Here is a 12,817-nt window from a genome sequence, read left to right on the forward strand (position 1 = left end):
ACGAGGTTACCGATGACCGAGCTCAAGCTCGAGACTGCCCTGACCATCCTCAACACCGCGCTGTCGACCGCAGCCGAGAAGAAGCTCAACCCGCTCGCCGTCGCCGTGCTCGACGCCCGCGGCTGCATCAAGGCCGCGGTCGCCCAGGACGGCACGAGCCTGATGCGCAACGACATCGCTCACGGCAAGGCCTATGGCGCACTGGCGCTCGGCATCGGCTCGCGCGCCATCTTCAAGCGCGCCAACGAGCAGCCCTACTTCGTCGACGCTGTCAACACGCTGGCCCGTGGCGCCATCGTGCCGGTGCCCGGCGGCGTGCTGATCAAGGATGCGAGCGGCGCCCTCGTCGGCGCGGTCGGCATCAGCGGCGACACCTCGGATAACGACGAGGCCTGCGCGGTGGCCGGCATCGCCGCCGCCGGGCTCACCGCCGTCACCGGCTGATCGCGCCGCCGCGCTGCCATCGTCCCCGTTTTGCCGGAGAGCCGAGCATGAGTTTTCCCCGCGCCTCGCAGGCCCTGTCGCGCTTCACCGTGCTCGACCTCACCCGCATCCGCTCCGGCCCGACGGCGGTGCGGCAGCTCGCGGACTGGGGCGCCAATGTCATCAAGATCGAGGCGCCGACGGATGTCGCCGACGCCGAGCAGCCCGGCGGCCCGCGCCATGGCGCTGATTTCCAGAACCTGCATCGCAACAAGCGGGCGATGACGCTCGACCTCAAGGCCCCGAAAGGCCGCGACGCTTTCCTGCGGCTCGCGGCGAAGGCCGACGTCGTCGTCGAGAACTACCGGCCAGACGTCAAGGCCAAGCTTGGCATCGACTACGAGACGCTGTGCAAGATCAACCCGCGCATCGTCTATGCCAGCATCTCCGGCTTCGGCCAGGACGGCCCCTATCACAAGCGCCCGGGCTTCGATCAGATCGCGCAAGGCATGGGCGGGCTGATGTCGATCACCGGCGCGCCAGGCGAAGGCCCGATGCGAGTCGGCATCCCCGTCGCCGACCTCACCGCCGGGCTGTTCTGCGCCATGGGCATCCTCACCGCGCTGCTGGAGCGCGAGCAGTCGGGCCAGGGACAGTGGGTACAGACCTCGCTGCTGCAGGCGCAGATCTTCATGCTCGATTTCCAGGCGGCGCGCTGGCTGATGCACCAGGAGGTGCCGAAGCAGGCCGGCAACAACCACCCGACCTCAATCCCGACCGGCGCGTTCAGGACGTCCGACGGCTACATCAACATCGCCGCCACCGGCCTCAACATGTGGGAGCGCCTGGCGCAGGCCATCGGCGCGCCGGAGCTGCTGGACGATGAGCGCTTCAAGACCAGCGCCGGCCGCTCGGCCAACCGCGACGCCCTCAATGCCGCCATCGAGGAGAAGACACGGGGCCGTCCGAGCACCGACTGGGTCGAGATCCTCAACGCCGCCAGCGTGCCGTGCGGGCCGATCTACACGGTCGACCAGATGTTCGAAGACGCCCAGGTGCGCCATCTCGGCATCGCCCAGGACGTGCCCAATCCGGAGGCTCGGCCGATCCGGCTGGTCGGCCAGCCGGTGACGCTGTCGCGCACCCCGAGCCGTATGGCCGCCCGCCCGCCCGAGGTCGGCGAGCACACCGACGCGGTGCTCTCTGAATTCGGCTTCAGCCCCGCCGAGATTGCAGACCTCAGGGCCGCCAAGATCGTATAGAGAGGCGCGACCATCCCAACGGCCGTGCCAACCGACGCATTCAAGGAACCTCGCATGACGCAAACGGACAAGATGCTCTCGCGCAAGGAGAAGGGCGTCGGCTACGTCATCTTCAACAATCCCGAGCGCCACAACGCCGTGTCGCTGGAGATGTGGCGGGCGTGCGCCGACATCATGGCTCGCTTCGCGACCGATCCGGAGGTGCGCGTGGTGGTGCTGACCGGCGCCGGCGGCAAGGCGTTCGTGTCCGGCGCCGATATCTCCAAGTTCGGCGACGAGCGCGCCTCCGAGGATGCGGTCAAGGTCTACAACGACACCGTCGAGCGCGGCTATGCCTCGGTCCATGAGTTTCCCAAGCCGACCATCGCCATGATCAGGGGCTACTGCATCGGCGGCGGCATGGGCCTCGCAAGCTGCTGCGACCTGCGCATCTGCTCGGATAACTCCCGCTTCGCGGTGCCGGCGGCCAAGCTCGGCCTCGGCTACGCCTACCCTGGCGTCAAGCGGCTGATGGACATCGTCGGCCCCTCCTTCACCAAGGAAATTTTCTACACCGCGCGCCAGTTCGACGCGACGGAAGCCCGCGAGATGGGCCTCGTCAACCGCGTGGTCGCCGCCGACAAGCTCGAGGACTATGTCCGCGACTATGCCGAGACGATCTCGGCCAACGCGCCGCTGACCGTCGATTCCATCAAGCTGATCGTCGGCGAAGCGCTCAAGGACGAGAGCCAGCGCGACATGAAGGCGTGCACTGAGGCCGTCGCCACCTGCTTCGCCAGCCGCGACTACGAGGAAGGCCGCAAGGCGTTCCTGGAGAAGCGCAAGCCGGTATTCGAGGGGCGGTGAAGCCATCTATGGCAACGCCAACCTAAATCCCTCATCCTGAGGAGCCCGCACCGCGGGCGTCTCGAAGGATGAGGCCCATACACTCATTGCCCTCATGGTTCGAGACGCGCGGCCTTGCCGCGCTCCTCACCATGAGGAGATCAACTGCGATCGAGCGCCGAGCCCCTAGCGCACGGCCTCCAGCGCGAAATCGATGAACGCCCGCACCTTCGCCGCCGGCTGGTGGCGCGAGGGATAGAGAGCGTAGAGCGGGAAGGTCTCGTCGCGCCACTCCGGAAACAGCTCGACCAACTGGCGCCGGTCGAGCAGCGGTTGGGCCGACAGCGCCAGCACCTGCGCGACACCGACGCCGGCGACGCAGGCGCTGAGCATGCTGCCGACATCGCTGAGCACGAGGCGCACCGGCGTCGTCACCGGAAGGATCTTCCGCCCCTTGTGAAACTCCCAGGCGAAGGGACGGCCGGTGGCGGGATCGCGGAACAGGATGCAGGTGTGCCGCGACAATTCGGACGGATGCTTCGGACGGCCGTATCGGCGCAGATAGCCGGGCGAGGCCACCGTCAGCACCCGTGTCGCCAGCAGCTTGCGCGCGATCGCCGACGACCGCCATGGCTCGCCGAACCGTATGGCGACATCAATGCCGTCGGCTATCAGGTCGCCGACATGCTCGCGGGTGACGAGCTCCAGCGACAGCTCCGGATAGCGCGCCAGGAACGACGCCATCCGCTCGGTCAGCAGCAACTGCGCGAAGAACGGATCGATGTCGACGCGCAGCCGGCCGCGCACCGCGCTGGCCGCGCCCGAGGCCAGCGTCGCCGCCTCCTCGATGTTGGCCAGCATCGGCCCGACCTGCTCATAGAAGCGCCGCCCCTCGTCGGAGAGCTGCATCGAGCGCGTGGTACGGTCGAGCAGCCGCACGCCCATGCGCGCCTCGAGCCGCGCCACCGCGCGGCTCACCCCCGATGCGGACAGGCCGAGGATTTCCGCAGCCTGCACGAAGCTGCCGCCCTCCACCACCGCCGTCAGCACGCTGACGCCGCTCAGCAACCGTCCGTCGAACGCCATCGCGGAATTCCTCGCCCCCAATTCATGCGATTTGATCATCAATGATGTGACATAAGCTCACTTTAGTCAAAGTACATCCGGTGCCATAAGACCAACGTTCTCCGGCGGCAGGCTATCGTGCCTGCTGTCGCCCGGATGCCCCTCATCCGGCGAAAGACCAATCACGGAGCCTTCCCGAATGACCCATCTGCTCACCCAGGGCATCCGCCTGCCGCGGCTCGGCCTCGGCACCTTCCGCGTCCAGGGCGACGCCTGCCGCGCCGCGGTCGAGAGCGGCCTCGCCCTCGGCTATCGCCACATCGACACCGCGGAAATGTATGGCAACGAGGACGCCGTCGGCGCCGCCATCGCCACATCCGGCGTGCCGCGCGACGATCTCCATGTCACCACCAAGGTGTGGCATGACCACCTCACGCCCGACGCGATCCGCAGTGCGCTCGATGCCAGTCTGCACAAGCTGCGGCTCGATCATGTCGACCTCTACCTCGTGCACTGGCCGGCGCGGGACATGAACCTGCCGGCGATCTTCGAGACGCTGCAGAGGCTGCGCGACGAAGGCCGTGTCCGCGCCATCGGCGTCTGCAACTTCACGCTGGCGCTGCTACGCCAAAGCGTCGACGACATCGGCGCGCCGATCGCCTGCAACCAGATCGAGTATCATGTGCTGATCGACCAGGCGCCTGTGCTGGCCTATCTGCGGGCCAGGTCGATCCCGCTGGTCGCCTACGCGCCGCTGGCGCAGGGCCGCCTCGCCGAGCATCCTGAACTACAGGCGATCGCCGACAAGCACGGCGCAACGCCGGCCCAGGTGGCGCTGAAATGGCTGCTCGACCAGGACGGCGTCGCCGCAATCCCCAAGGCGCAGCGGCCGCAGAGCCAGCAGGCCAACCTCGACGCGCTGAAGATCAGTCTCGACGATCACGACCGCCGGGTGATTGCGGCGCTGCCCAAGGACCAGCGCTTCGTCCGGCCAGCCTTCGCACCGGTGTGGGATACGGCGGTGTGATCGTTGGGGAATGAGGTACGCTACGAGGAGCGACGCGCTTCACGTTTTCTGCGTCATCACCGGGCCGACGCCAAGCGTCGTGACCCGGTGATCCAGCTTCAAATACGCATGTAACTCAGAGAGCAAGCTAGATTGCCGGGTCAGGCCCGGCAATGACGCATTGGATCTGGCAAGCGCACCGCCGCTCATCCGCTCGCCTCGTCCTCCGGCTCCGGTGTGCCGCCGGAAAAATTGCGGTAGATGAAGCGGTCGGTGCCGCCTGCGGATTCGGTCGTCGCAAGCTTGAAAATCTCCTCATGGCGCGGCGACAGCGCGCAGGCCGGATCAGTGGCGCCGGCATCGCCGGTCAGCGCGAAGGCCTGGCAGCGACAGCCGCCGAAATCGACCTCGCGATAATCGCAACTCCTGCACGGCTCCGGCATCCAGGCCGTGCCGCGATAGCGGTTGAACGCCTCCGAGTTCTGCCAGATCCCGGCGATCGAATGGTTGCTGCGCACTGACAGAAAGTCGAGCCCGGCAAGGGACTCCGCCGCATGACACGGCAGCACCTTGCCGGCGGGCGAGATGTTGAAGAACTGCCGGCCCCAGCCGCCCATGCATTTCTTCGGGCGTAGCGCGTAGTAGTCCGGCACCACATAGTCGATGGCGAGGACGCCCTTGAGCCGCGCCTGCGCCGCCTCGACAACCGCGGTCGCCGTCTCGATCTGCGCCAGCGTCGGCATCAGCGCGGCGCGGTTCTTGAGCGCCCAGCCGTAATACTGCACATTGGCGACCTCGAGCCGGTCGGCGCCGAGCTCCACCGCCATGGCGATGACGTCAGGCAGATCGCCGAGATTCTGGCGGTGCATCACCGCGTTGACGGTGAGCGGCAGGTCGAGGTCGCGCGCCCACGCCGCGACCTCGCGCTTGCGGGCATGGGCGTTCTTCAGCCCGGCGACACGGTCGGCTGCGCTGTGCTCGCTGCCCTGGAAACTGATCTGGATGTGGCAGAGCCCCGCGTCGACCAGCGCCGCGAGCTTGTCCCTGGTCAGCAGCACGGCGGAGGTGATCAGATTGGTATAAAGGCCGACCCTGGTCGCATGCGCGACCAGCTCGACGAGATCCTTGCGCGCCGTCGGCTCACCGCCGGAGAGATGGATCTGCAGCACGCCGATGGCAGCGAGCTCGTCGAACACCTTCATCCACTCGGCGGTGGTCAGCTCGCTGCCGCCGCGGTCGAGCGCCACGGGATTGGAGCAGTACGGACATTGCAGCGGGCAGCGATGGGTCAGCTCGGCCAGCACCGCGAGCGGGATGCCAAACGCCTGCGCCGGCGACGCCCCCGCCTCCATGATGGCGAGCGCGTCGGCAGGATCGGTGAGCGGGGCACGGCCCGGGGTGTCGACCGCATCGGTCATGACGGCGCGCTCCTCGCCTCGACCAGAAAGCCCTTCTCTGCGAGATCGGCCAGCATGGCGATGACGTCGGCGGCGATCTCGGCGCGATCCGCGGCGTATTTGGTCGCCAGCAGGTCGACGATCTCGGCCACTGTACGCTCCCTGTCGCAGAGCTGCAGGATCTCGACTGCGATATCGTCGGGGGCGAGCACCCGCTCCGGCGCCAGGATCACCCAGCGCTGGCGGGTCTCGTCGAACTTCAGGCGCGTATGGCGCGGCAGCACCGGCCGGCTGTCCTCGCTCACCGTCATGCGCTGCCGCGGGGCCATCAGTTCGCCTCCGGCACGAACGCGCCCGGCGGAACGTGGCCGTTGACATAAGCGTGGTAGAGCGCGTCGAGCTGGGCCCACAGCACGTTGGTCTTGAAGATCAGCGCATTGCACACCGCCGCGCGCTCGACCTCCGTGGTGGCGTTGGTCTTGACATAGTCGAGCGCGAAATTGGCATCGCGCGGCGCCTGCTCGAGGCGGCGGCGGAAATAGCTCATGATCTCCGGATTGACGAAGTCGTAATGCGACAGCATGCCGGAGATGCGCTCCTCGTGCAGGTTGGGCGCGAACAGCTCGGTCAGCGACGACGCGATCGCCTCAAGTGGCGTGCGGTCGCGCACGAAATGCACATAGGCATCGACCGCGAAGCGCGTCGCCGGCAGGATGCCCTGCCCGGATTCGACATAAGCTGTGTCGAGGCCGAGCCCGTCGGTCAGCTTGAGCCAGCGCTCGATGCCACCCTCGCTGCCGATATCGCCGTCATGGTCCTGCAGGCGGTGGCGCCACTCGACACGGATGTCGCGGTCGCGAAAGCGCGAGATCACCACCGCGTCCTTGATGGGAATGCTGCTCTGGTAATAGTAGCGGTTGAGCGCCCAGGCCTGCACCTGGCCCTTGTTGAGCTTGCCGCCATGCAGCAGGCCGTGGAACGGATGCAGGCTGTGATAGCGCGTCGCGCCGATCTCGTGCAGCCGCTCCTCGAGCTCGTCGGCCGAGCGCAGCGAGATGCCGGGCTTCAGCGCGGATGCAGTGGCGATGCTCACAGCACGATCTCCATTCCATCATGGGCGAATTCCCAGCCCTCCTGCAGCGCCGCCACCCGCTCGGGCGACGACGGCAGCAGCGCCGGGTTCGAATTGTTGACATGCAGGAAGACGCGCCGGCCGATGGCAATGTCGGCAAGGCCGGTGATCGCGCCCTCGGCGCCCGACATGGCAACATGACCCATGTTCGCCCCCGTCTTCGTGCTCAGTCCCTGCGCGATCATCTCGTCGTCACGCCACAGCGTGCCATCAAAGAACACCAGCACCGCGCCGGCAAGGCGCTGCTTGAGCTCGGGCGTAATGCGGGCGCATGCTGCAACGAGAAACAGCGCGGTGCCGCTGCGGCGGTCGGCAATGCGCAGGCCGATGGTGTCGCCGCCCCCCTCGCCGCCTGCCGGATGCGCCTGCCCTTCGAGATACCACGCCTCCTTGCCCGCGACGGCAAAGGGCAGGATCTCGAGACCCGACGGCGTGCCATCAGGCAGAGCCGGCTCGAAAGGAACATCCAGCGCGATCGGCACGCGCGGCACCCGCGCGGCGTTCAGCACATTGAAGATGCTGTTGGCGCGCAGGATCGCCAGCACGCGCTCATGGGCATAGAGGGTGAACGGCGCGCCCTCGCGCAGAGACAGCAGTCCGGCGACCGCATCGACTTCGCCATTGGTCAGGATGACGCCGGCGATCGGAGTGTGGCGCAACGCGCCAGCGCGCGGATGGAGCCGCGGCGTCGCGGTGAGCTGCTGACGCAGGTCAGGCGCCGCGTTGACCAGGAACCAGTTGGTATCATCGGCGCTGACGGCGATCGACGTCTGGCTGCCCTGCAGCGTCTGGTCGGCGCGCGCCGCGCGGCACACGTCGCAACCGCAATTCCACTGCGGCACCCCGCCGCCGGCCGCCGCACCGAGAACGATGACACGAAGCATGAAGCGATCCGGCACTCACAGGGAAAACAAGCCGGGCCGCCCGCCTCACGGAATTACCGGATCAAGATACGGCCCACAAAACCGAAAGAGGTGTCGCAAGCCCCGCATCACGCCGCCGCCAAACTGACGGTCGACGCCCGCGCGAACCTACGTCCACCTCTCCAGAAGATCCCGAATGAAGGGAAGCAATTGCCTGCGAAGCGCTTACTTCCGCACGGCGCACGCGTACATGTTGATTTCCAGGCCGACGGGCACTTCGACGATTGTTGGTTTTTTCCAGGCCATTGAGGTCTCCAGCGTCTTGCGATGAAGGTCTTCCGGAAGAAGCGGCTGATTTGCCGCAACTCCACCTTATAACGGAAACGTCCGGTCCGGAAGTTGGTTGCGATCCGCCGGCCACACCCGTTTTTACCTTGCTGCAACGCAGCAGAATGCAATTCCTTCGCCCTGCGACAACTGCCGTTGCGACGCAGCGAACGGCACCCGTCACCGCGAAACATCCCGGCACCGGCATCACTTCTGTGCGAGCCTCGAGCGCACGCCGCCATTGTATGGCAGTGTTGCGCCATCATCGTTGCCGCGTCGTCTCATGTCTTCAGGCCGATTGCCGATGTCCGCAAATCTCCCGCCCGATCCCTGCCGGCGCATGTTGCTTGCGGCCGGCGCTATGCTCGCGACAGTCGCTGCGCTGCGGCCATTCGCCGCCGCCGCACAAACGGCGCCGCTCAAGATCGGCGTCATCGGATCCGGACATATCGGCGGCACCATCGGCGGCCTGTGGGTCAAGGCTGGCCACCCGGTGCTGTTCTCCTCCCGCCATCCCGAAGAACTGAAGGACCTGGTCGGCGGCCTCGGCCCCCTCGCGCAGGCCGGCTCGGTCGAGCAGGCCGTGGCATTCGGCGACGTCGCCTTCATCGCGGTGCCTTACGGCGCGGTGCCGCAGATCGGCCGCGACTTCGGCAAGGCGCTCGCCGGCAAGGTGCTGATCGACGCCGACAACGCCGTGGCCAGCCGCGATGGCGCGATTACCGAGGAAGTCGAGCGCGACGGCATCGGCGCAACCTCGCAGAAATATTTTCCTGAGGCGCGGGTGGTGCGCGCCTTCAACACCCTGTCCTACACTGTCTTCGCAAGGGCTGCGCACCGCGCAGACCCAAAACTCGCGATCCCGATCGCCGGCGACGATGCCGCGGCGGTCGAGACCACCGCTGGCCTCGTGCGCGACGCCGGCTTCGATCCCGTCGTGGTCGGCAAGCTCGCCGACGCCCGCCGCTTCCAGCGCGGCAGTCCCGGCTATGGCCAGAACGTCAGCGCCGCCGAGCTTCGGCAGAAACTGTCGCTCTCGCCATGAGGCCAGTGAACGACTGGCTGCGGCGCGCGCTTCCCGCCACGCCGCAGGAGCGCGCTGCGGCGCTGTGGTCATTCGCTTACTTCTTCGCCCTGCTCGCGGGCTACTATGTGCTGCGGCCGCTGCGCGACCAGATGGGCATCGCCGGCGGGGTGCGCAACCTGCCGTGGCTGTTCACCGCGACCTTCGTCACCCTGCTGGCGGCGCAGCCGCTCTATGGCTGGCTGGTCGCGAAACTGCCGCGTCGCCGCTTCATTCCGATCGTCTACCACGTCTTCGTCGCCAACCTCGTGATCTTCTGGGTGCTGCTGGTGCTCGGCATCGCCGAGGTCATCGTGGCGCGGGTGTTCTTCGTCTGGGTCAGCGTCTTCAACCTGTTTGCCGTCGCCGTGTTCTGGTCGTTCATGGCCGACCTGTTCACCGCCGAACAAGGCAAGCGGCTGTTCGGCTTCATCGGCGCCGGCGGCACAGCGGGCGCCCTGCTCGGCCCGGTGATCACCATCGCGCTGTCCAAGCCCCTCGGCGCGGTCAACCTGCTGCTCGCTGCGGCGCTCTTCCTGGAAATCGCGGTGTTCTGCGTCTGGCGGCTGGAGCGCGTTGCAACCATGCGGTCGGAGACGCACGCGACCGCCCCCGAGCGCATCGGCGGCAGTGCGTTTGCCGCGCTGCCCGAACTGATCCGCTCGCCCTATCTGCTCGGGGTCGGCGCCTGGGTCAGCCTGCTGTCGTTCGGCGCCACCATCGCCTACTTCGCCCAAGCTAATATCGTCGCCGCCACGATCCACGACCGCAATGCCCAGACCCAGCTGTTCGCGACCATCGATCTCGCAGTCGGCCTGCTCAGCCTCGCGACACAAGTGTTCGCCACCGGCACGGTGCTCAGGCGCTTCGGCACCGGTGTCGCCGCCGCGGCGCTGCCGGCAGTCTATGTCATCGGGTTCGCCATGCTTGCGGTGACGCCTGGCCTCACGGCGGTGATCACCCTCCAGGTGGTGCAGCGCTGGATGAACTTCGCCGTCGCCAATCCGGCACGGCAGGTGTTCTTCACCGTGGTCGGGCGTGCCGAGAAGTACAAGGCCAAGAACCTGATCGATGTCGTGGTCTATCGCGGCTCCGACGCCCTCTACGGCTGGGTCTATGACCTGCTGCAGGGGCTCGGGCTCAAGCTCGGCGCCATCGCGCTATGCGCGCTGCCGGTGGCGGTCGTCTGGCTGTGGCTGTCGCTGGCGCTCGGCCGCACCCAGGAGAAGCTGGCCGACATCCCCATCGCCGTCCCCGAAGGAGGCTGACATGCCCGGCTTCACCCGTCGCGACTTCCTGGCCGCCACCGCCGCACTGCCGATCGCCGCCTCCGCCCGCGCCGAGGATTCCGTGCTGATCACCCGGCCGCTGCCCGGCGGCGGCGCATCGCTGCCGGCCGTCGGCCTCGGCACCGCCGTGCTGTTCAACAGCAACGACGAGGCGACACGACAGAAGGCCGATGCGGTGACGCACGCGCTGATCGCCGCCGGCGGCCGCCTGATCGATACGGCCTCGACATACGGTCTCGCCGAAACCGTGTTCGGAGAGGTGATCGCCGCCGGCAAACTCCGCGACAAGCTGTTCATCGCCAGCAAGGTGGAGGCGCCGGACACGGACGAGCTGACACGCTCGCTGAGCCGCCTCAAGATCAGCCAGCTCGACCTGCTGCAGCTTCACAACGTTCATGACCCGCAGCAGTCGCTGGCGCGGTTTCGGGAGTGGAAGGCGCAGGGGCTGTGCCGCCACATCGGCATCACCTCGACCTTCCGCGGCGACCTGCCGGCGATCGAAGCTGTGCTCAGGCGCGAGAAGCCGGAGTTCGTGCAGGTCGACTACTCCATCGACAATCGCGAGGCCGAAAGCCGGGTGCTGCCGATCGCCGCCGAGGTCGGCGCCGGCGTGCTCACCGCGCTGCCGTTCGGCCGCGGCCGCCTGTTCCGCGCCGTCCATGGCAAGGAACTGCCCGACTGGGCGAAACCGTTCGCGGCAAGCTGGGCGCAGTTCTTCCTGAAATACCTGCTCGGCGATCCGCGCGTCACCGCGGTCATCCCCGGCACCGGCGACGCCGCCCACATGACCGACAATGCCGGCGCGATGCGCGGCCCGCTGCCGGATGTGGCACAACGCAAGCAGATGGCCGCGTTCGTGGACGGGCTGTAGCGCGAGCAAGACCCTTCTCCTCATCCTGAGGAGCCCGCGTAGCGGGCGTCCCGAAGGATGAGGCCGAGGCCTGTAACACACGGGCCTCATGGTTCGAGACGGCGCTGACGCGCGTCCTCACCATGAGGGGATGGGATACAGCACGGCGAAGACGATGTCGTTGGCACGTCGTCGGCCTGTCGCCGGTGACCGGGCACTGCATATCCCGGATATCGCTGCGCGCATCCGAGCAACGGACCGCTACGGGCGGTGGATCATGATAGTGAAGCCCTCATCATGCGACGGCGCCACGAAATGGCTGGTGATGATGTCGAACTCCGCATCGGTCACGGTGTAAGCATGGTCGCCTCGCGCATTCCGGGCATGCAGCCGCGCCCGACAGACCTCGTCTGGCACATCGAGATAGTGCAGTTGATGCGTGACACCGGCCTCTTCGACGATCCTGCGCATCCATGCGCGGTTCGCCGGCGTATTCGCCGGGAAGTCGAGCACCACTGACAGCCCCGCTCGCAGCAACGCCGCGAGATGCGGCGCCATCACGCCGCGCAGCCGCGCCGAACAGCGGCCATAGTCAGCGACGGTGCCAATCTCGCCGGGATAGAGGCCGGACAGCCAGTCGTCTTCGGCGACAGTCACCGTACGGGGCTGAGCCCCCAGTTCGACAGCCAGCGTCGATTTGCCGGCAGCGATCTTGCCGCACAGCAGGTGCAGCACCGCATCATGGGGAAACATGGAACAGACCTTATGAGGCGCACGCGGCGCCGTGAACACACAGGGGCGAACGGACCCGGCCCGACGGATCAGGCCGGGTGGTTAATTCGACCGCGGAGCGCGGTCCCTGCGTGGCGAACGACGAAGGTCATGGGGGAGAATGTGCCAGATGGCGATGCCGGCGTCCAGTCGCAGCGAACGTCGCGCAGCGATCCTCCCTCTCTCCTCGTCCTGAGGAGCCCGCGTAGCGGGCGTCCCGAAGGATGAGGCCGAGGCCCGTAACGCACGGGCCTCATGGTTCGAGACGGCGCTGACGCGCCTCCTCACCATGAGGGGATGGGATACGGCGAGACGTGAAACAATCCTTGGAACGTCACCCGCGTGAGCGCTGCGACACCCGGGCGACCGAGCACAGCACATCCACAGCGTCATTGCCGGGCTTGATGTTCAGTCCGGGGACATCACCGACGGGTGTTCGGAGACATAGCCGACACATCACAATACATGGACAGGCTGTTAGGGAGTCGGTCCATGCCATGGCGCAAGGTGTCGGTGATGGAGCAACGACGGGAGTTTGTCCGGC

General features: G+C 67.1%; 15 protein-coding genes. 7 read left to right on the forward strand and 8 right to left on the reverse strand.

From position 1 onward, the window contains the following. Positions 1 to 12 precede the first annotated feature (12 nt). From AB4Z37_RS12415 to AB4Z37_RS12425, 3 genes are read left to right on the forward strand one after another with little or no spacing between them, the layout of a single operon-like run. Complete coding sequence (locus AB4Z37_RS12415; protein ID WP_441517028.1) at positions 13 to 444, forward strand: GlcG/HbpS family heme-binding protein; 432 nt, start codon at positions 13 to 15, stop codon at positions 442 to 444. Positions 445 to 491: 47 nt separating this feature from the next. Then, positions 492 to 1,685, forward strand: a complete 1,194-nt coding sequence (locus AB4Z37_RS12420) for a CaiB/BaiF CoA transferase family protein (RefSeq protein ID WP_441517029.1) — start codon at positions 492 to 494, stop codon at positions 1,683 to 1,685. Positions 1,686 to 1,739: 54 nt separating this feature from the next. Continuing rightward, entirely contained in the window at positions 1,740 to 2,531 is a 792-nt protein-coding gene (locus AB4Z37_RS12425; protein WP_441517030.1) for an enoyl-CoA hydratase, read from the forward strand. 165 nt (positions 2,532 to 2,696) lie between these two features. On the opposite strand, the gene AB4Z37_RS12430 is transcribed toward AB4Z37_RS12425, so the two are convergent. After that, complete coding sequence (locus AB4Z37_RS12430) at positions 2,697 to 3,596, reverse strand: LysR family transcriptional regulator (protein ID WP_441517031.1); 900 nt, start codon at positions 3,594 to 3,596, stop codon at positions 2,697 to 2,699. Positions 3,597 to 3,774: 178 nt separating this feature from the next. Here AB4Z37_RS12430 and AB4Z37_RS12435 point away from each other — a divergent pair, with 178 nt between their 5' ends. Beyond that, the gene (locus tag AB4Z37_RS12435; protein WP_441517032.1) at positions 3,775 to 4,602 is read left to right on the forward strand and encodes an aldo/keto reductase; all 828 of its coding nucleotides are present in this window, start codon (positions 3,775 to 3,777) and stop codon (positions 4,600 to 4,602) included. A gap of 39 nt (positions 4,603 to 4,641) precedes the next feature. On the opposite strand, the gene AB4Z37_RS12440 is transcribed toward AB4Z37_RS12435, so the two are convergent. From AB4Z37_RS12440 to pqqA, 6 genes are all read right to left on the reverse strand, one after another. Beyond that, positions 4,642 to 4,791, reverse strand: coding sequence for a hypothetical protein (locus AB4Z37_RS12440; protein ID WP_441517033.1), 150 nt, complete (start codon positions 4,789 to 4,791; stop codon positions 4,642 to 4,644). Next, positions 4,788 to 5,999: a pyrroloquinoline quinone biosynthesis protein PqqE gene (gene pqqE, locus AB4Z37_RS12445; RefSeq protein WP_441517034.1), complete on the reverse strand. Its 1,212-nt coding sequence runs from the start codon at positions 5,997 to 5,999 to the stop codon at positions 4,788 to 4,790. Before pqqE ends, AB4Z37_RS12440 begins: the two co-directional genes overlap by 4 nt. Next, positions 5,996 to 6,307 (reverse strand): pyrroloquinoline quinone biosynthesis peptide chaperone PqqD, encoded by a 312-nt coding sequence (gene pqqD / locus AB4Z37_RS12450; RefSeq protein ID WP_441517035.1) that lies wholly within the window; start codon positions 6,305 to 6,307, stop codon positions 5,996 to 5,998. The genes pqqE and pqqD overlap by 4 nt, the downstream gene beginning before the upstream one ends. Next, on the reverse strand, positions 6,307 to 7,071 hold the full coding sequence (gene pqqC, locus AB4Z37_RS12455) for a pyrroloquinoline-quinone synthase PqqC (RefSeq protein WP_441517036.1): 765 nt from the start codon (positions 7,069 to 7,071) through the stop codon (positions 6,307 to 6,309). Before pqqC ends, pqqD begins: the two co-directional genes overlap by 1 nt. Next, on the reverse strand, positions 7,068 to 7,994 hold the full coding sequence (gene pqqB / locus AB4Z37_RS12460) for a pyrroloquinoline quinone biosynthesis protein PqqB (RefSeq protein WP_441517037.1): 927 nt from the start codon (positions 7,992 to 7,994) through the stop codon (positions 7,068 to 7,070). The genes pqqC and pqqB overlap by 4 nt, the downstream gene beginning before the upstream one ends. 204 nt (positions 7,995 to 8,198) lie before the next feature. Then, the gene (gene pqqA / locus AB4Z37_RS12465; protein ID WP_211969533.1) at positions 8,199 to 8,279 is read right to left on the reverse strand and encodes a pyrroloquinoline quinone precursor peptide PqqA; all 81 of its coding nucleotides are present in this window, start codon (positions 8,277 to 8,279) and stop codon (positions 8,199 to 8,201) included. A gap of 325 nt (positions 8,280 to 8,604) precedes the next feature. On the opposite strand from pqqA, the gene AB4Z37_RS12470 reads away from it, so the two are divergent. The 3 genes from AB4Z37_RS12470 to AB4Z37_RS12480 are packed head-to-tail and all read left to right on the forward strand — an operon-like array spanning position 8,605 to position 11,523. After that, on the forward strand, positions 8,605 to 9,345 hold the full coding sequence (locus AB4Z37_RS12470) for an NADPH-dependent F420 reductase (RefSeq protein ID WP_441517038.1): 741 nt from the start codon (positions 8,605 to 8,607) through the stop codon (positions 9,343 to 9,345). Beyond that, positions 9,342 to 10,631, forward strand: coding sequence for an NTP/NDP exchange transporter (locus AB4Z37_RS12475; RefSeq protein WP_441517039.1), 1,290 nt, complete (start codon positions 9,342 to 9,344; stop codon positions 10,629 to 10,631). The genes AB4Z37_RS12470 and AB4Z37_RS12475 overlap by 4 nt, the downstream gene beginning before the upstream one ends. Position 10,632: 1 nt before the next feature. Beyond that, positions 10,633 to 11,523 carry an aldo/keto reductase gene (locus AB4Z37_RS12480; protein WP_441517040.1) on the forward strand — a complete coding sequence of 297 codons (891 nt, stop codon included), beginning with the start codon at positions 10,633 to 10,635 and terminating at the stop codon, positions 11,521 to 11,523. Between the two features lie 240 nt (positions 11,524 to 11,763). Here AB4Z37_RS12480 and AB4Z37_RS12485 read toward each other — a convergent pair whose 3' ends face one another. Continuing rightward, entirely contained in the window at positions 11,764 to 12,255 is a 492-nt protein-coding gene (locus AB4Z37_RS12485) for an AAA family ATPase (protein ID WP_441517041.1), read from the reverse strand. Positions 12,256 to 12,817 lie beyond the last annotated feature (562 nt).

The sequence above is a fragment of the Bradyrhizobium sp. 2TAF24 genome (assembly GCF_052115025.1).
Classification (GTDB): Bacteria; Pseudomonadota; Alphaproteobacteria; order Rhizobiales; family Xanthobacteraceae; genus Bradyrhizobium_A.